Here is an 18,505-nt window from a genome sequence, read left to right as displayed (position 1 = left end):
ACGTGGTCAAATCCACCATCGAGATCGCCAGATCGATCGCCTCGGCCTTCGCCGACGTCTTGATCGACCGGGTGGCCAGCCGGGCCGCACGCTCCTCCGCGCCGACCTGGTCGACGCCGGGAAGCCCGTGCAGGAAAGCGTGCAGTTCGGCGGCGCCGATGAGAGTCTCCGTTGACACGCCCCCAGCATCGCGGAAGAGCCCCATCGGCACAAACGGCACGGAACCTCCGCCGGGCAGGTCCGCCGGGACGGCGCCGTCCGGTCAGCCGAGCGGCGACGTCGTCCAGTGCGCCGGGTCGCCGCCGAGCAGGGTCACCCGCCGGTACAGGCCGGTCAGCCCGCCCGCCGCCTGCAGGGTCCGCAGCGGCCCGCCCGTCGCCTGCACCGTCACGTCGAGGCCGTGGACGCCGTAGACGATCAGCCGCTGCGCTTCCTCCGGATCCCGCTCCATCTTCGGGCCGCGGTGCGGAAGCCGGGAATCGAACGCCGGATGCCCGTCGATCTTCGTGTTGGTCCCCTCTGGTCCGCGCCGGGCCGCGGGAGCGACCGCGATGAGCAGGTCGCCGCCTCCCCGGCCGGGCGAGGTGAGCCAGAGCTCGGCCTCCGGGCCCGTGCCGAGCGAGGCCCGGGTCGGCTTCAGCCCGCCCGGCACGCCGGTCGCCCGGAACGGGAAGGCCGCGGGACTGCCGCCGCCGAACCGCACGCCCTTCGCGATGCGCTGGACGGTCTCCTTCGCCGCGATCCCGCGGTCGAGGACCGACAGCAGCGCCCACCGGTGCGGCCGGTACTCCCACCGCAGCTCGGCGGGCACCTGGTCGGAGCCCGGCCCGCCCGGCTCGATCGTCCAGTGCCCGACGCGTCCGTTGATGAGCACGGTGCCCGTCCAGCGGCCCTTCTTCCCGCCGGGCAGCTTCGCGATCGGCGGCTCGGGGCCGGGCCCGAGGACGGTCAGCTCGACCGCCGTCGTCGGCTCGCCCTTGCTGCTCCCCTTGCCCGCCGAAACGGTGACGGAGGAACGGCCCTGGTCGTCCCGCGCGATCCTGGTCTGCGCGTAACCGGGCGGCAGCCAGCCGAACGACGTCGGCGGGACGAGCAGGTCCGGGTACCGCACCCGCTCCGCGGGCCGGACGCGGTGCGGCTCGTCCGCCGAACCGGGCAGCACCGCGACCGCGACCGCCGCCGCGAGCCCGGCCGCCAGCGCGCCCGCCGCGCCCGCCGCCCGCGCCTGATCCGGCGCCCCCTCCTGATCGCCGTCACCACGTCCACGGACGTCGCCGGTCCGGGCGTCGCGGCGATCCGCTCCAGCCGCTCCTTCAGATCGTTCATGCCGGGTTCTCCCCATCCGTGAGGCTCTGCACCGGTCGCAGCGCGCGGCGCAGCGCGTCCAGCCCGCGCGACGTCTGGCTCTTGACGGTCCCCGCCGAGCAGTCGAGGACGCCGGCGGTCTGCTCGACCGACAGATCGCAGTAGAAGCGCAGCACGACGGCGGCCCGCTGCCTTGGCGGCAGCGCGGCGAGCGCGTCCCGCAGATCGAGGCCGCCGTCGGGGTCGGGCGCGCCGCCCGGCCCGTCGGGCGGCTCCGCGACGAGCCGGACGCGCCGCAGCCGGCCGCCGCGCTGCTCGGCGAGGAACACCCTGACCAGCACCGTGCGCGCGTAGCCGTCGAGGTTGTCGGCGGCCGACGCGCGGTGCCACCGCAGGTACAGGCGGGTGATCGCGGTCTGCACGAGATCGTCGGCCCGGTGCCAGTCCTGGCACAGCAGGTACGCCACCCGCCGCAACCAGGGCGTCCTGGCCGTCACGTAGGCGGTGAACTCGTCATCCCGTCCCGGCATGTGCTCGCTCCTCGGCCGCTCCACACCCCCTTGATGCGACCGGAGCGCCGGGAGGTTGCATGCCGGGCGTCAGCAGATCGACGGGACGGCCCGGAGCAGCCCGGCGCGGTGCAGGGCGTCCGGGCGGCGGGCCGCCTCGACCCTTTCGACGGCCTTCACCAGCTCCGCGCGGCAGGACGGGGCGCGGCGCGCGTCCCGCGTCTCCTTGAGGTCGGCGAGCAGCTCGCCAGTGATCCGGTCGAGCAGCGGCCGGACGTCCTTCACCAGGTCGGGCCGGTGCGCCGGGACGTCGCCGGGACGGACCGCCCACCGGGCGAACAGCCCGCGCTGGACGAGCTTGCCCGCCTCGATCTGGTCGCGGAAGATCCGCCGCGCGGCCTCCGGCTCGATGCCCATCGCGACCGACCGCTCGGCGACCGAGTCCAGAATCTGCTGCTCGCGCACCGGGTCCTCGATGGGCTTGCCCGTCCCCCACTTGGCGGCGGCGACCAGGTCCGCGACATCGAGCCGTCGCGCCGCCACGTCGACCAGCGGCGCCAACCCCGCGTCCGCCCGCGCCGGGACGGCGAACCAGCCGAGAACCGCTACAAGCACAGCGACGACCTTCACCCGTCAAAGGTAGGCGCCCCGGCCTTGCACCGGGTTGACCCGCGGCGCGTCGGGCGGGTCAGTGAGGGTACTGGCGGGGCGGACGGGTGCGCGGGAGTTCCTCCCGGAACGCTTCGATCGCTGCGGCGATCTGATGGATCGTTCGGGTCTTCTCTAGACGGTCCAGGTAGAGCGACCGGCGGGCGAGCCCGTCCAGGTCGACGGCGAAGTACATCGCCATCAAGGGATTGATGAACAATTCGCTTCCCCGCGTCCGTTCGGTGAACCGGACGTCGCCGAAGAGGCCGCGCAGGGCCGCCGCTATCGAGCCGTTCACGATGCTCGGATACCGCTCGTGCGCCGCCTGGGCGTCCTCCACCGCGTCGAGGTACAGCGAGGCTTCGCGGCTCTCGGCCGGTAGGGAGAAGGCGCCCAGGTAGGCGCCGTCGCGGGCCAGGGCCGCGAGGTTCTCCAGGACGTGGACGTGGTTCACGCCGTGATAGGCGTCCACCCCGAACCCCAGCGAGACGACGATCTTGTCGGGGACGTCCAAGCCGTGCACGGCGGCGAGGCTGGCCATGTCCTCCTCGGGCGTGCCGAGCCCGGCCTCGTCGCCGCGCAGCAGGATGTCCGTGCCGCCGTCCACCAGGACGATCGCGTCCAGTCCGAGCCGGTCCACCAGGTGGCCGTAGGCCGCGCGGAGAGGGCGCACGCCGAGCTTGGGGAAGGCGTGGACGGTCGACGGGAGGCCGTTGCGGTCCAGCCAGCGGGCGAGGACGCCCTCGGGGAAGTAGGCGTCGCGGCTCTCGGTCCAGGGCGTCACGGCCGCGACGTCGGCGTCCAGCCAGATGTCGGAGGGCAGGCCGTAGAGGGAGCTGAACGAGAGGTTCGCGAGGTGGACGTCCTTGCCCCGGTCCAGCAGGGCGATGGCGAGCGGCAACCCGGCGTAGACGTCGAATCCGCCGCCGGCCCCGGCCACCAGGATCCGCCGGGCGTTCCGCAGCCGCGCGAACAGCGGCGGTTCATGGAGCGAGAACACCCCGCGACCGTACTCGCGTCGGCGAACATTCGTGCCCTACCACCGCGAACCCGAGCGGTACGGGGTGCATCAGACGTACTGGTGGCCGTGGTGATCGGGGGACCACGGCCACCCCCGTCTCAGTAGGGGGACGGGCCGCCGAACATCTCGCTGATCCGCGGCGCCAGCTCGTAGTTCCCCCGGATCGCCAGCCGGCCGTCCATGAGCAGCGACGCCGGGTTGGCGTCCCCGGCGAGAATGCGCAGGAAGTCGGCCGTGCGGGCGCTGAGCGCGATGTCGGGGTCCCCGGACCCGCCGGCGCGGGCCCTGGCCCGTTCGCCGGACACGTGGATCGTCCAGGTGGTCGCGGTGCCGTGCCCGGGCGTCAGGCGGAACTCGATGTCGCCCGCGAACCCCGCGGCGGCGGACGGGTCGTACGCGCGGGCCATCCCGGTGAAGAACAGCCGCTGCGCGTTCGGCCCGAAGCGCCGCTCGATCTGCTCGTCCGTCCTGCCGTGCACCAGTTTGTAGAAGCCCTGCGCGGCCCGCCGCCTGGCCGCCGCGCGGATCTCCTGCCGCACGGGACGGCGGGAGCGGGACGAGCGCTGGGCGCGCGCGACCTCGGCGTCCTCGTCGATGCGGTAGCCGGGCGGCGACGTCCGGGCGGGCTTCCGCCGGGCGAGGGCCGCCTCGATCGCGGGTGCGAGGCGTTCCGCCTTGGCCGCCTCCCGCTCCTCCCGGCCTTCGGTGAAATGCGGCAGCACCGACCGGCCGAACAGTTCGAGGCTCTCGCAGATGTGCTCGTGCCGGTTCGGCCCCGCCTGCAGCACGAACGAGACCTGGTCGACGCCGACCGACTCGTACCGCCGGACCAGCTCGACGACCTGCTCGGGGGTCCCGACCGCGCCGCGCAGGGAGCCGACGTTCACGTTCAGCGACTCGGCGTTGGCGATGACCTGGTCGCGGTCGAACCCCTGGGACGCCCGGCGCTCCCGGAACTCGTCCCAAACGCTGGTGCGCCCGGGGTCGTGCGGCGTCGCCCCGTAGTAGTGGGCCAGCGCGAACGCGAAGAAGTGCGCGCCGTCGACGCCCCGGTCGATCGCGGTGGCCTCGTCCTCGTGCAGCATCATCGGGAGCACCACCGAAACGTTCGGGTTCACCGCGAACCCCGCCGGGACGCACTCCTCCGACTCCAGGATGCGGTAGTACTCGTCGACCCACTTGCCCGCGTCCTCGGGTTCGACGAACGAGAACGACAGCGCGCCTATCCCGTTCCGGGCCGCGAACTGGATGGTCTCCCGCCTCGAACACGCCACCCACAGCGGCGGGTGGGGCTTCTGGACGGTCTTCGGGATGACGTTCCGGGGCGGCATCCGCAGATGGGGCGACCGCCATCCGGCGAACGGCTCCTCGACGAACATGCGGGTGACGGCGTCGATCGCGTCCTGCCACTGGGCCCGCTTCTCGGTGCGCCGCACGCCGAACCCGCCGAGCTCCGCGCCGGAGCTCGACTCGCCCGTCCCGAAGTCCACCCGCCCGTTCGACACCAGGTCGAGCGTCGCGATCCGCTCGGCGATCCGCGCGGGATGGTTCACGGCGGGCGGGAGCTGGACGATCCCGTGCCCGAGCCGTATCCGTTCCGTCCGCTGCGACGCCGCCGCGAGGAACACCTCCGGCGCCGACGAGTGGCTGTACTCCTCCAGGAAGTGGTGCTCGACCGCCCAGAGGTAGTCGAACCCGACCCGGTCGGCGATCTCGACCTGGTCGAGCGCGTCCTGGTAGAGCCGCAGCTCGTCCCCGTCCCGCCACGGCCGGGGCAACTGGTGCTCGTAGAAGAGACCGAAGCGGATGGGGACCACCTCCCGTGCCCTCGGCCAGCGTCACCCGGATCGGACCTTCCGTCAACGGCGCCCAGAAAGCTGCCAGTGATTACTGGCATTTTTGTGCGGCGGGAGGCAGGATCGGCGCATGAGGACGATCACTGCCGCCGCGGCGGCGCTCGCGCTGTCCGGAACGCTGGCCCTCGGCACCCTGCCCGCGGAGGCCGCGCCCAAGCCCAAGGCGCCGGCCGCGCAGCTGCCCGCGCAGCTCCGGACGCAGGTGGAGCTGGGCTTCGTCGGCTGGGACGACAAGGGCCCGTACGTCGTCTGGGGCGACATGTCGTGCCACATCCACCTGCTCGTCCCGGAGGAGTGGTCCTGGGCCTGGGGCACCGGCCCCTGCTGGTTCTGACGCGCGGGCCGGCAGGTGCAGACCAAGCACTTGCTTGACTGAGCCGTCCGGAGATCGACACGATGGCGGGAGGCCGGGCGCCCGCCCGCCGGAGGGCCGAGGACGCGGAGAGATCACAATGGCGCCCCTGGACGGACTGCGCGTGCTGGACCTGACGATGTGGCGGCCGGGCCCGTACACGACGCAGCTGCTCGCCCAGCTCGGCGCCGACGTCATCAAGGTGGAGCCGCCGGGCGGCGAGCCCATGCGGATGTTCCAGGGGCACTTCGACCTGCTCAACCGGCGCAAGCGCAGCATCGTGCTGGACCTGAAGACCGACGCCGGCCGGGAGCGGTGCCTGGAGCTCGCGGCGGACGCCGAGGTGTTCGTCGAAGGGTTCCGGCCCGGCGTCGCGGACCGGCTCGGCGTCGGCGACGCCGAGCTGCGCGCGCGCAACCCGCGGCTGGTGTACTGCTCGATCTCCGGTTACGGGGCGGACGGGCCGCTCGCGCAGGTGCCGGGGCACGACGTCAACTACCGCGCGTACGCGGCGACGCTCCCGCCGGACGCGGCGTCGCCGTCCCTGGAGGAGCTGCCGGTCGCCGACATGGCCGCCGCGACGATGGCCGCGTTCGCGATCACCGCCGCGTGCCTCAGGGCCCGCGCCACCGGGGAGGGCGACCGGATCGACCTGGGGATGGCCGACGTCCTGGCGCACTGGACGAGCACCGTCCCGGAGGCCCTCCGGCCGCAACCGGTCACGCCCCCGCGGCCGGACCAGGTGACGCATGTCACCGGGCCCGTCCCCGGGTACGGGGTCTACGCCACCAAGGACGGCCTGAAGATCACGCTCGGGGTCGTGTCGGAGGAGCGGCTGTGGGCCGCGACCTGCCGCGCGCTGGGCCTGGACGAGGCGGCGGACGTCCCGTTCGCCGAGCGGCTCGGCCGGGTCGCGGAGCTGGACGCCGACGTCGCGGCCGCCATCGCCCGGCTGACCAGGGACGAGGCGATGGAGCGGCTGTCGGCCGCCGGGGCGCCGGTGGCGCCGCTGCTCACCGGCGCCGAGATGCTCGACCTCGATCATTTCCGGGCGCGGGGCGTGCTGGACGCGGGTCCGGTCCGCACCACGGCGCACCCGCCGCTGCCGGGCGGGCCGGTCGCCGGGCTGGACGAGCACCGCGGCGAGGGCTGGCGCCATCTCACCGACTGATATTCAGGTGGGATTGTCGGATTCATTTGGCATCCTTGTGACGTGAGCGCGCGTGCGATGAGTCCCGTCCTGGTCGGCAGGGCAGCCGAGCTCGGCGTGCTGGAGGACGCGCTGGCGTCGGCCCCCGGCGCGGTGCTGGTCGGCGGTGAGGCCGGCCTGGGCAAGACCCGGCTGATCCGCGAGTTCGCGGCGTCCGTCGCCCGCGGGGGGCGGGCCCGCGTCCTCATCGGCGGCTGCCTGGAGCTCGGCTCCGACGGCCTGCCCTTCGCGCCGTTCACCACGGTGCTGCGCGGCCTGGTCCGCGACATCGGCATCGACGGGGTCGCGGCGCTCGTCCCGCGCGGCGACACCGGGAGCCTCGCCCGGCTGCTGCCGGAGTTCGGCGAGCCGGAGACCGACGCCGCCTCCGGCGAGGAGCGGGCCCGGCTGTTCGAGGTGGTGCTGACCCTGCTGGAGCGGCTCGCCGAGCGCGAGCCGCTCGTGCTCGTGATCGAGGACGCGCACTGGGCGGACCGTTCCACCCGCGACCTGCTGGCGTTCCTGGTGCGCAACCTGAGCGTCGCGCCGGTCCTGGTCGTGGTGACGTACCGGTCGGACGAGCTGCACCGCGCCCATCCGCTGCGGCCGCTGCTCGGCGGGCTGGAGCGGGTCGACCGGGTGAGCCGGCTGGAGATCACCAGGCTGGCCCGCTCGGACGTCGCGGCGCTGGTCACCGAGGTGCTCGGGCACGCGCCGCCGGCGGGCCTGGTCGAGCGGATCGACGCGCGCAGCGAGGGGAACCCGCTGTTCATCGAGGCGCTGCTCGACGACGACGGGACCCTCGCCTGCGAGCTGCCCGAGTCCCTGCGGGACCTGCTGCTCGCGGGCGTGCAGCGGCTGCCGGAGGAGACCCAGGACGTGCTGCGGGACGCCAGCGGCGGCGGCACCCGCATCGAGCACGCGCTGCTGGCCGCCGTGTCGGGGCTGGACGACTCCGCGCTGACCCGGGTGCTGCGCCCGGCCGTCGCCGCGAACGTGCTGGTCGTGGACGGTGACGGGTACGCGTTCCGGCACGCGCTGATCCGCGAGGCCGTCCACGACGACCTGCTGCCCGGCGAGTACACGCGCCTGCACACCCGCTACGCCGAGGCCCTGGAGAACGACCCGGGGCTGGTGCCGTCCGGACGGCTCTGGGTGGAGCTCAGCCACCACTGGAAGGCCGCCAACGACGCCACGTGGGCGCTGGTCGCGTCGTGGCGGGCGGCGGCCGACGCGCGCAAGGCCCTCGCCTACGCCGAGTGCCTGACGATGCTGTCGCGGGTGCTGAACCTCTGGGACCGCGTGCCCGACGCGGCGGAGCGCATCGGCGCCGACCACACCAAGGTGATGGAGGAGGCCGCGGCCGCCGCCGACCTGGCGGGCGAGTACGACCGGGGCCTCAAGTTCGCCACGGCCGCGCTGAAGGAGGTCGAGGCCGCCGGCGAGGACGCGATGGACACCGAGCGCTGGGCGTCGCTGCTGGAGCTGCGCGGCCACATGCGCTACGAGATGGCGCGCCCCGGCTTCGTCGACGACCTGAGGGCCGCGGTGAAGGCGCTGCCGGCCGATCCCCCGACGGTGCTCCGCGCGCGCGTCCTCGCGACGTTCGCGACCTACGTGCGGTTCTCCACCGACATCCCCGAGGCGCAGGCCGCGGCGGCGGAGTCGCTGGAGATCGCGCGCAAGCTCGCCGACCCGGTCGCCGAGGCGCAGGCGCTCATCACGCTGTTCTGCGCCGACATCGACTACTCCGAGTACGGCGCCGCGACGGAGGGCACGCTCAGCGAGATCGAGCGGATCGTCACCGCCGCCGGCAACCACCGGGTGCTGCTGCGCTACTACGTCATCAAGTCGCACTTCCTGGAGGGCGCGGGCAAGCACGAGGAGGCCGCGTCCGTCGCCGCGAAGGGCAAGGAGCTGGCCCGCGAGTACGGCGTGGCGCGGACGCAAGGCACGTTCCTGTGCATCAACCAGGCCGAGCCGCTGGTCTCCCTCGGCCGGTGGGACGAGGCCATCGCGGTGATGAACCACGCGATGGAGCAGGATCCCGCGGTGACGATCCGGACGTCGCTGCTGGTCCTGTCGGGGGCCGTGGCGCTCGCCCGCGGCGACCTGGACACCGCCCGCGAGCGCCTCGAGGGCTCCCGCGAGGTCATGCGGCTGAAGATGAAGTGGCTGAAGACGCAGGACTACTTCAGCTCGCTGTGGCTGGAGGCGCGGCTGGCGCTGGCGGAGGGCCGCCCCCAGGACGTGTTCCCGGCGGTCGAGCGGGTGATCGAGGAGGCGGGCCTGCCGGACGACGCCCGCTACGCCCTGCCGGTGCTGGTCGCGGGCGCCACGGCCTGCGCCGAGATCGGCGCGGCCGCCGCGCCGATGCTGCGCCGGATCGAGGAGCGCGCCGCCGGCCTGACGATCAGCGGCCCGCTGCAGCGCGCCAACAAGCTCCTCTTCGACGCCGAGGCGGCCCGTGCCCGGGGCGTCCTCGACCAGGGCGCCTGGGACGCGGCCGCCGCCGCGTGGGAGGCGCTCGGCAACCGGTACGCCCGCGCGCAGGCGCTCGTCCACGCCGCGGAGGCGGCGCTGGCGGACGGCGACCACGACGCGGCGGCCGGGCGGCTGCGGATCGCGGCCGACGCCGCCGCGGACCTCGGCGCCGAGCCGCTCGCGGAGCGGGTCGCCGAGCTGCTGCGCCGGACGCGGGCGCCGCGGCGGAACGGCGCCGAGCCGTCCGCGCCGCTGGGCCTGACCCCGCGCGAGTACGAGGTGCTCCGCCTGGTCGCCGAGGGCCGCAGCAACCGCGACATCGCCGAGGCGCTGTTCATCTCGGTCAAGACGGCCAGCGTGCACGTGTCGAACATCCTCGGCAAGCTCGACGTGGCGAACCGCGGCGAGGCCGCCGCGACCGCGCACCGGCTCATGCTGTTCGCCGGCTCGGCGGGGCGCTCCGCCGGGCGGCCGGCCGCGGGCGGGCATGGTCCCGTGGCGGGAACCCCCCTCCCGGACCCCCGCCACCGAACCGTCGGACCACACGGGAACTGACGTGGCCGGCCTTCACGGCCGCGCACCGCGGAAGCATGCGGTGCTCCTCCCCCCGGAGAGGCGGCCCGCGACCGTTCCGGCCACTGCCCAGTGTGCTCCGCCCATTGCGCCGTGTAACCGGCGACATACCGAAAACGGCGGGCACGAGTTCACATGGTGATGATCTCGTGCCCGCCGCGGGCGCGCCGCGTCCCGCGCTAGCGCGGGACGCGGGCCACGCAGAAGACGGTCTGCCCGAACGGCGGCCGGACGAGCCGCTCGATGGTGCGGGTCACCGGCACCACGGTCCGGTCGTAGATCTTGACCAGCCGGGGGTCGGGGTAGCCGGCGCCGCCGCGGCGGACCGCGAACCACCAGGCGATCCCGCCGAGGAAGTTGATGGGCTTGAGCACCTCCGGGACGAGCCCGGCCTCGCGGACCGAGGCCTCCAGCGTCGCCGGGGTGTAGCGGGTGACGTGCCCGACCTTGCGGTCGAAGTCGCCGTACAGCTGCATGTAGCCGGGCACCCAGATGACGATCCGGCCGCCGGGCAGCGTGACGGACGCGAGGTCGCGCAGCGCCTGCACGTCGTCCTTGATGTGCTCGAGGACGTTCATCATCACGACCGTGTCGACCTTCTGCCGGATGTCGATCTCGGCCGGCAGCTCGAGGTCGATGACCTCGACGTCGTCGTTGTCCGCGTAGCGCTTGCGCAGCTCGCCGACGCAGTACGGGTCGTTGTCGCTGACCGCGAGGTAGTCGAGGCGTCCGGCGAACTGCTCGGAGAAGTGCCCGAGCCCGGAGCCGATCTCCAGCAGCGAGCGTCCGACGTGGGGAGCGACGGTCTCGTACTCGTACTTGCGGTAGTTGCGGGCCTCGTCACCGCCCAGGTGGTTCTCCAGCGCCCCGTCGCCGGCGGCGGGCTGTATGACCTCTCCGTCTCCCGCGGTGGGCGCCGCGGGAGCGGGCTTCGGGCCGCTTCCGAGTAGATTGAGTAGGGTTCCTGCGATGGACTTCTTCTGACCAGGTTGCTGCATACTTCCCGCTCGCTGGGTGCGTTGGCGTTCTGCTTGTTTTCGCCGGATCGACGGACCGGATCCCTCGGGATGGTCTGATCTCTGGCGCAAGGTCGGGACAGTCTACCCATCCGTACGCAACCGCAATGCCCGGCGTTCGGGAATCGGTGCACGGGACCGGCGACCGGTCTGTCCCGGTGTGACCGGTCCCACCGACCGGCGACCGGGCCAGGTCACCGTAGCGCACAGCAGTCCGGCGGTCACGCACCGCAGGTCAGAGCGGCGTTCTCAGCCGATCCTGCGGTGCACGCTCGCCTTTTCGCTCGGACCTGGTTCGGCGGGCGCTATCCACGGCCCGGGAATGGAGGGGTCCAATACGCCCTCCTCGACCCAGGCGAAATCTCCGGCGAGGACGGCGCGCGCGAGTTTCACGTCCATCTCGTCGGTGTTGCGCCACAGCCCGTCGAAGAGTTCCTCGACGCGGACGCGCGCCTGCCGGCAGAACGCGTCGGCGAGCAGGACGGCGGACGCACCGGGAACATTGGCCTCGCTCGCGCCGTCCACAATGGATCCGGAAAGCGGACCAAGGCCCGAGGAATCGGCATTGGCGCGCACGCAGACGGCGCTCATCGCGAACAATTCGGCGCCGATGTCCACCATCCGGCCGAGGAAGCCCTGCTTGTACTCCAGCCGCCCCTGCCAGCGGCCCGCCGCGTAGAAGATGGACCGGGCCAGCTTGCGGGAGACGCGCTCCACGTACCGCAGGTGCTTGGCGAGCGCGCCGAACTCGGCGTACGCGTTCGGCCGCTGCCCCGCGCCCGTCACGAGGGTGGGCAGCCAGCGCGCGTAGAAGCCGCCCGCCTTCACCGCCGCCCGCGCCTTCGTCCCGGCGGACGCGTCGGGGTCGATGATGTCGCCCGCGACGGACAGGTGCGCGTCCACCGCCTCGCGCGCGATCAGCAGATGCATGATCTCGGTGGAGCCCTCGAAGATCCGGTTGATCCGCAGGTCGCGGAGCAGCTGCTCGGCGGGCACGCCCCGCTCGCCGCGCGCGGCCAGCGACTCGGCCGTCTCGAAGCCGCGGCCGCCGCGCAGCTGGACCAGCTCGTCGGCGATCCGGCAGGCCATCTCCGAGGACCACAGCTTCGCCAGCGCCGCCTCGATCCGGATGTCGTTGCGCTCGTCGTCGGCGAGCTGGCCGGACAGGTCGAGGACGGCCTCCAGCGCGTACGCGGTCGCGGCGATGAACGCGATCTTGCGGGCCACGGCCTCGTGCTCGCCGACCGGCCGGCCCCACTGCACCCGCTCCTTCGACCACTCGCGGGCGATCTTCGCGGCCCACTTGCCGCTCGCCGCGCAGATCGCGGGCAGCGAGAGCCGCCCGGTGTTCAGCGTGGTCAGCGCGATCCTCAGGCCCGCGCCCTCCGCGCCGATCAGGTTGGCCTTGGGGACGCGCACGTCGTGGAAGCGCGTCACGCCGTTCTCGATGCCCCGCAGCCCCATGAACGCGTTGCGGTTCTCCACGGTGATGCCGGGCGCGGCCATGTCCACGATGAACGCCGAGATGCCGCCCCGGTGCCCGTCGGACTTCGGCACGCGCGCCATGACGACGACCAGGTCCGCGACGACGCCGTTGGTCGTCCACAGCTTGACGCCGTTGAGGACGTAGTCGTCGCCGTCGGGGACGGCGCTGGCGCGCAGCCGCGCCGGGTCCGAGCCGACGTCGGGCTCGGTGAGCAGGAACGCGCTGATCTGCTTCGCGCACCGCGGCAGCCAGTGCTCCTTCTGCTCCTCCGTCCCGAACATCTTCACCGGCTGCGGGACGCCGATGGACTGGTGCGCCGACAGCAGCGCGCCGAGCGCCGGGCTCACCGACCCGACGACCATCAGGGCCCTGCCGTAGTAGAGCTGGCTGAGCCCGAGGCCGCCGTAGTGCTCGGGGATCTTCATGCCGAGCGCGCCCATCTCCCGCAGGCCGTTGACCACGTCGTCGGGGATGCGGGACTCGCGCTCGATCAGCGCGGGGTCGACCCGGGTGGCGCAGAACTCGGTGAGCCGCGCGAGGAACGCCTCGCCGCGCCGGCGCGACGCGTCGTCCGGGCGGGGATGCGGGTGGACGAGATCGAGCCGGAGATCGCCGAGGAAGAGCTGCCTGCCGAAGCTCGGCAGCCGCCATTCGCTCTCGCGGGCCTCCTCGGCGACCCGCCGCGCGGTCCGCTCGTCGACGGGCGTCTGGCTGCGACTCGGCTGGCTCATGCCGGCTCCTCGGAAGCGATTCCCCTGCTCCCGCCCGCCCTTCGGGCGGCAGCCCTGGGGGGTCTGGGGGATCCGCCCCCAGAGGTTGCACTGTCCCGAAATTACTTCCCCGCTCATCCCGCCGTGTACTCCCGCGCCGCCCAGGCGTGTCGCACGCGAGGGGCCGGGCACACGGCCGAGTACAGCCAAAGCCCTTGACCTCGCCAGGCCGGAGGGGTTCGCTGTGCGTGATGGATGAGACACGCAGGCCCACTCTCATCGCCTCGGTGCAGCGGGCGCTGCACCTCATGGAGGTGGTGGCGTCGCATCCGAGCGGCGCGCCCGCGAAGCAGCTGGCCCGCGAGGCCGGGCTGCCCCTCGCCACCGCCTACCACCTGCTGCGCACCCTCGCCTACGAGGGCTACGCCATGCGGCTGCCGGACGGCGTCTGGGTGCTCGGCGAGCGCGTCCAGTCGCTGCACGGCCGGAGCCGGACGCAGCAGCTGCTCGCCCGGGTCCGCCCGACGCTCATCGCGCTCCGCGACGAGCTGGGCGTCGCGTGCTACTTCGGCATGCACGTGGACGACGAGATCCGGCTCATCGACATCGCCGACGGCCCGCGCGCGCCCCGCGTCGACGTCTGGGTCGGCTTCGACGAGTCCGCGCACGCCACCGCGCTCGGCAAGTGCGTGCTGAGCCAGCTCGACGACGAACGGCTCCGCGACTACCTCTCCCGGCATCCGCTCGTCGACCTGACCCCGAACACCATCACCGAGCCGACCCGGCTGCTCAGCACGCTGACCTCGCCCTGCGGGCTCTCCCTCGACCGCGACGAGTACGCCCTCGGCACCGGCTGCGCGGCGGTGCCGGTCACGGACGCGACCGGCGGCACCATCGGCGCGCTCGCCATCTCCTGCCGCACCGGCAAGCTCCCCAGGATCGAGAAGTCCGCCGACCGCATGCACGCCCGCGCCGCCGAACTCCAGCGCACCCTCACTCTCACCGCGACCACCTGACCGGCCCCGCCGGCACCGCCGAGCCGACGGCGACCCGCCCGGGACGGCCCGCCGGCGGCGGTCAGCGGCCCTTGAAGTCGGGGGCGCGGTTCTCCAGGAACGCCGTGATGCCCTCCTTGGCGTCCTCGGTGGCGGCCAGGCCGACCAGCTCGGACAGCAGGTGCTCCACCTGGTCCTCCAGCGGGCGGCCCTCGATCGCGAAGAACGCGTCGCGGCCCCGGCGCAGGCCGAGCGGGCTCTTGGCCGCGATGGTGCGGGCCAGCTCGTCCACCCGCGCGTCCAGCTCGGCGCGCGGCACCACCTCGGTGACCAGGCCGATGTCGCGGCCCTCGGCCGCGGTGACGCGCCGCCCGGTGTAGTAGAGCTTGAACGCGTGCTTCGGCGCGACGTTCCGGTTGATGATCGCCATGATCATCATGGGCCACAGGCCCACGTTGACCTCGGGGGTGCCGAGCTTGACGTCGTCGGCCGCCACCACCAGGTCGCAGGCCGCGGCGAGGCCGAGCCCGCCGGCGACCGCGTGCCCGGCGAGCCGCGCGATGATCGGCTTGCCGAGCTTCGGGAACGCGGTGAACAGCCGGAAGGGGGCGCTCTCCCGGATCGCCCCGGCGTCCGCGACGGACCGTCCGTCCGCCTGCGCCCGCCCGAGCCCACCGAGGTCGGCGCCCGCGCAGAACGCCCGGTCGCCCGCCCCGGTCAGCACGATGACCCGCACGCCGTCGTCGGCCTTCGCCCGCTCGAACGCGTCGAGCAGCTCGTCGATCATGGTGTCGCTGAGCGCGTTGCGGGCGTCGGGCCGGTTCAGCGTGATCCGCGCGACCCGCTCCGCGACCTCGTAGACGATCGTCTCGTACATGCTCCGCTCCTCGCGGTCCACCGGCACGACCCGGCCATCATCCCGCCCCCCGCGAACACTCGTGGCCCACCCCCGAACCGGGGATGGGCCACGGAGGAACGCAAGGAACTAAAGACGCTCGATGATGGTGGCGTTGGCCTGGCCGCCGCCCTCGCACATCGTCTGGAGGCCGTAGCGGCCGCCGGTGCGCTCCAGCTCGTGCAGCAGCTTGGTCATCAGGATGCCGCCGGTCGCGCCCAGGGGGTGGCCGGTGGCGATGGCGCCGCCGTTGGGGTTGGTCTTCTCCAGCGACGCGCCGGTGTCGTGCGCCCACGCCATCGGGACCGGGGCGAACGCCTCGTTCACCTCGAAGACGTCGATGTCGTCGATCTTGAGGCCGGCCCTGGACAGCGCCTTCTCCGTCGCCGGGATCGGGCCGGTCAGCATGTAGACCGGGTCCGAGCCGGTGATGGCGAGGGTGTGGATGCGGGCGCGCGGGGTCAGGTTGTGCTGCTTGACGGCCTCCTCGGAGGCGATCAGCAGCGCCGACGCGCCGATGGAGATCTGCGAGGACACCGCGGCGGTGATGACGCCGCCCTCGCGGAGGGCCTTCAGGCCCGCCATCTTCTCCAGGGTGGTGTCGGGGCGGGCGCCCTCGTCCTTGGAGAGCCCGGCGATCGGGGCGATCTCGCGGTCGAAGTAGCCGGCCTCGATGGCCTTGGCGGCGCGCTTGTGGCTCTCCAGCGCGAACTTCTCCAGGTCCTCGCGGGTGAAGCCCCACTTCTCGGCCATCAGCTCGGCGCCGCGGAACTGGGAGATCTCCTGCTGGCCGTAGCGCTCGCCCCAGCCCTCGCCGTACGGGAAGTCGAGGCCCTGGACGATGGTGGCGCCCATCGGCACCTTGGCCATGTGCTCGACGCCGGACGCGACGACGAGGTCCTGGGTGCCGGAGAGGACGCCCTGCGCGGCGAAGTGGATCGCCTGCTGGGAGGAGCCGCACTGGCGGTCGATGGTGACGCCGGGCACGCTCTCCGGCAGCCCGGCCGACAGCCAGGCGGTGCGCGCGATGTCCAGCGCCTGGGGGCCGGCCTGCATGACGCAGCCCATGATCACGTCTTCGACCGCGGAGGGGTCGACGCCGGTACGGTTCACGAGCTCCTTGAGCACGTGCGCACCGAGGTCGGCGGGATGCACGTCCTTGAGGGCGCCCTTCTTGGTACCGACGGGGGTACGGACCGCGCCGACGATGTACGCCTCGGCCACTACGCCTCCAAAAGTCTGGGGTTCCGTCCCGAAACCGAGTGAGATTCGGTCGTCAGTATGAGATTACATCCCTCGCAGCGCAACGCCATGTGAGGTGAGTCTCGGCACCGCGCCGCTCACCCCGCGACGAAAGCATTCCCGCGGGCTCGGCGGCGGGCGCGTCAGGGCGCGGTCCCGGCGGGCCGGCCGGGCTTCAGGACGTTCCCGTCGGCGTCCTGGCCCAGCGAGACGCGGGCGAGCCGGGTCAGCACGTCCGACAGCTCCGGATGCTCCTCGGGCGACCAGCCCTCGACGTGCCTCGCGAGGCCCTCGCGGCGCGCGGCGAACAGCCGCTCCGCGGTCGCCCGGCCGGACGGGGTGATGGCGAGGACGCCGTCATTGCGCCGGACGTAACCCGCGTCCACGAGCCGGTCGACGTACGGGCGGCCCTCCTCGACGGGGACGCCGGCGCGGTCGGCGAGGTCCATGCCGGCGACCGTCTGGTCCTTGGCGATGCGGCACAGCGCCCAGATGCTGCCGACGGGCAGGTCGACGCCGCAGAGGCGGGCGAGCCGGTTGTAGATCTCCGCGGCCTTCGCGTCCCGCCGCATGAGCTCGCTGAGCGCCCGCTCGATCTCGTGCCGGGACGAGCGGACGGTCGGCGCCGCGCCGAAGCCCTCGCCGTAGTCGGGGGTCTGGGAGGTGGCGCGGAGCGGCACCTCGCGCAGGAACCAGGTGAGGACGAACGCGACCGCCGCGACGGGCACGGCCCACAGGAACACGGTGTCGATGGACTGCGCGTAGGCGTGCAGCACGCCCTGCTTCACCGAGCCGGGGAACCGGTCCAGCAGCTTCGGGTTGCCCTGCACGGCCGACGGGTTGAAACCGGGCGGCAGCATCCCGCGCCTGGCGAGGTCCTCCACGTGCGAGGCCAGCTCGTTGCTGAAGACCGAGCCGAACACCGCGACGCCGAACGAGCCGCCGATCTGCCGGAAGAACGTGACGCCGGACGTCGCGGAACCGAGGTCCTCGTAGGAGACGGCGTTCTGCACCGCGATGACGAGGACCTGCATCACCAGGCCGAGGCCGAACCCGAGGAGCGCGAACCGCAGGCTCATCGACAGCGTCGAGGAGTTCTCGTCCAGCCGCGACAGCAGGAACAGGGCGATCGCGATGAGCGGCGTGCCGATCACCGGGTAGATCTTGTACCGGCCGGTCCTGCTGATCAGCTGCCCGGAGCCGATCGAGGCGACCAGCATGCCGATCATCATCGGCAGCAGGTGCACGCCCGACAGGGTGGGCGAGACGCCGTGCACGACCTGCAGGAAGATCGGCAGGAAGGTCAGCGCGCCGAACATCGCGAAGCCGACCGCGAAGCTGATCGCCGAGGACAGCGAGAACACCGCGTGCCGCAGCAGGTGCGGCGGCATGATCGGCTCGGCGGCGCGGCGCTCGACCAGCAGCCACACCCCGATCAGCGCCACCGACACGACCGCGAGCACGATGATCGGGGCGGACAGCCAGTCGTAGCGGGTGCCGCCCCAGGTCGTCATCAGCACCAGCCCGACCGACCAGCCGACGATCAGCAGCGAGCCGAGGTAGTCGATGCGGTGCCGCTCGCGCTCCCCCGCGGCGTGCAGCACGGCCGCGATGACCAGCAGCGCGACGATGCCGATCGGGATGTTGATGTAGAACACCCAGCGCCAGGACAGGTTGTCGACGAACCAGCCGCCGAGCAGGGGCCCGCACACGCTGGCGATGCCGAAGACGGCGCCGAACATCCCCTGGTAGCGGCCCCGGTTGCGGGGCGGGACGACGTCCCCGACGATCGCGACGACGAGCACCATCAGCCCGCCGCCGCCGAGGCCCTGCAGCGCCCGGAAGAAGATCAGCCCCGTCATGTCCTGCGCGATGCCGCACAGCGCCGACCCGACCAGGAAGAGGACGATCGACCCCTGGAACAGCCGCTTGCGGCCGTACTGGTCGCCGAGCTTGCCCCACAGCGGCGTCGAGGCGGTGGACGCCAGCAGGTAGGCGGTGACGACCCAGGACAGGTGGTTGAGGCCGCCGAGGTCGCTGACGATGGTGGGCAGCGCAGTGGAGACGATCGTCTGGTCCAGCGCGGCCAGCAGCATGGCCAGCATCAGCGCGCCGAGGATGACGTACAGGTCCCTGCCCTTGGGCATGGTCTCCTCGCCGCGCGCCACCGTGTCAGCGGTCATACCGCCGTCCCCCCTCGCCGACCGACGAGGGAGGTCTACCC

14 protein-coding genes and 1 pseudogene are annotated in these 18,505 nt (G+C 73.0%); 4 read left to right on the top strand and 11 right to left on the bottom strand.

Annotated features, from left to right (window positions below; all coding sequences use genetic code 11):
- From J4557_RS50415 to J4557_RS43830, 6 genes and pseudogenes are all read right to left on the bottom strand, one after another.
- Positions 1–205, bottom strand: a pseudogene (locus J4557_RS50415) (deoxyribose-phosphate aldolase); the annotation flags it as partial.
- A 57-nt stretch (positions 206–262) separates the two neighbouring features.
- A complete protein-coding gene (locus tag J4557_RS43850) occupies positions 263–1,342 on the bottom strand; it encodes a hypothetical protein (RefSeq protein ID WP_208272925.1) in 1,080 nt (359 codons plus the stop codon).
- Positions 1,323–1,835, bottom strand: coding sequence for a SigE family RNA polymerase sigma factor (locus J4557_RS43845; protein ID WP_208272923.1), 513 nt, complete (start codon positions 1,833–1,835; stop codon positions 1,323–1,325). Before J4557_RS43845 ends, J4557_RS43850 begins: the two co-directional genes overlap by 20 nt.
- Before the next feature lie 69 nt (positions 1,836–1,904).
- Positions 1,905–2,444, bottom strand: a complete 540-nt coding sequence (locus J4557_RS43840) for a chorismate mutase (RefSeq protein WP_208272922.1) — start codon at positions 2,442–2,444, stop codon at positions 1,905–1,907.
- A gap of 58 nt (positions 2,445–2,502) precedes the next feature.
- Positions 2,503–3,462 carry a DUF1152 domain-containing protein gene (locus J4557_RS43835; RefSeq protein WP_208272921.1) on the bottom strand — a complete coding sequence of 320 codons (960 nt, stop codon included), beginning with the start codon at positions 3,460–3,462 and terminating at the stop codon, positions 2,503–2,505.
- 119 nt (positions 3,463–3,581) lie between these two features.
- Positions 3,582–5,300, bottom strand: coding sequence for an LLM class flavin-dependent oxidoreductase (locus tag J4557_RS43830; protein WP_208272920.1), 1,719 nt, complete (start codon positions 5,298–5,300; stop codon positions 3,582–3,584).
- Positions 5,301–5,409: 109 nt separating this feature from the next.
- Between J4557_RS43830 and J4557_RS43825 the strand changes: the two genes are divergently transcribed.
- From J4557_RS43825 to J4557_RS51350, 3 genes are all read left to right on the top strand, one after another.
- The gene (locus J4557_RS43825) at positions 5,410–5,673 is read left to right on the top strand and encodes a hypothetical protein (protein ID WP_208272919.1); all 264 of its coding nucleotides are present in this window, start codon (positions 5,410–5,412) and stop codon (positions 5,671–5,673) included.
- Positions 5,674–5,791: 118 nt separating this feature from the next.
- Positions 5,792–6,862: a CaiB/BaiF CoA transferase family protein gene (locus J4557_RS43820; RefSeq protein ID WP_208272918.1), complete on the top strand. Its 1,071-nt coding sequence runs from the start codon at positions 5,792–5,794 to the stop codon at positions 6,860–6,862.
- 42 nt (positions 6,863–6,904) lie between these two features.
- The gene (locus J4557_RS51350; RefSeq protein ID WP_307800548.1) at positions 6,905–9,919 is read left to right on the top strand and encodes a helix-turn-helix transcriptional regulator; all 3,015 of its coding nucleotides are present in this window, start codon (positions 6,905–6,907) and stop codon (positions 9,917–9,919) included.
- A gap of 197 nt (positions 9,920–10,116) precedes the next feature.
- Here J4557_RS51350 and J4557_RS43810 read toward each other — a convergent pair whose 3' ends face one another.
- Positions 10,117–10,935: a class I SAM-dependent methyltransferase gene (locus tag J4557_RS43810; protein ID WP_241755908.1), complete on the bottom strand. Its 819-nt coding sequence runs from the start codon at positions 10,933–10,935 to the stop codon at positions 10,117–10,119.
- A 267-nt stretch (positions 10,936–11,202) separates the two neighbouring features.
- Positions 11,203–13,170: an acyl-CoA dehydrogenase family protein gene (locus J4557_RS43805; RefSeq protein WP_208272917.1), complete on the bottom strand. Its 1,968-nt coding sequence runs from the start codon at positions 13,168–13,170 to the stop codon at positions 11,203–11,205.
- 230 nt (positions 13,171–13,400) lie between these two features.
- On the opposite strand from J4557_RS43805, the gene J4557_RS43800 reads away from it, so the two are divergent.
- Positions 13,401–14,165: an IclR family transcriptional regulator gene (locus tag J4557_RS43800; protein WP_208272916.1), complete on the top strand. Its 765-nt coding sequence runs from the start codon at positions 13,401–13,403 to the stop codon at positions 14,163–14,165.
- Positions 14,166–14,226: 61 nt separating this feature from the next.
- On the opposite strand, the gene J4557_RS43795 is transcribed toward J4557_RS43800, so the two are convergent.
- The 3 genes from J4557_RS43795 to J4557_RS43785 all read right to left on the bottom strand — a co-directional run bounded on the left by J4557_RS43795 (position 14,227) and on the right by J4557_RS43785 (position 18,464).
- Complete coding sequence (locus J4557_RS43795; RefSeq protein WP_208272915.1) at positions 14,227–15,021, bottom strand: enoyl-CoA hydratase-related protein; 795 nt, start codon at positions 15,019–15,021, stop codon at positions 14,227–14,229.
- Between the two features lie 108 nt (positions 15,022–15,129).
- Positions 15,130–16,263, bottom strand: coding sequence for an acetyl-CoA C-acetyltransferase (locus J4557_RS43790; RefSeq protein ID WP_208272913.1), 1,134 nt, complete (start codon positions 16,261–16,263; stop codon positions 15,130–15,132).
- Between the two features lie 161 nt (positions 16,264–16,424).
- Positions 16,425–18,464 (bottom strand): MFS transporter, encoded by a 2,040-nt coding sequence (locus tag J4557_RS43785; protein ID WP_208272911.1) that lies wholly within the window; start codon positions 18,462–18,464, stop codon positions 16,425–16,427.
- Positions 18,465–18,505 lie beyond the last annotated feature (41 nt).

This window comes from Actinomadura nitritigenes (genome assembly GCF_017573545.1).
Classification (GTDB): domain Bacteria; phylum Actinomycetota; class Actinomycetes; order Streptosporangiales; family Streptosporangiaceae; genus Spirillospora; species Spirillospora nitritigenes.
This window is presented reverse-complemented; position numbering and strand designations above follow the sequence as displayed.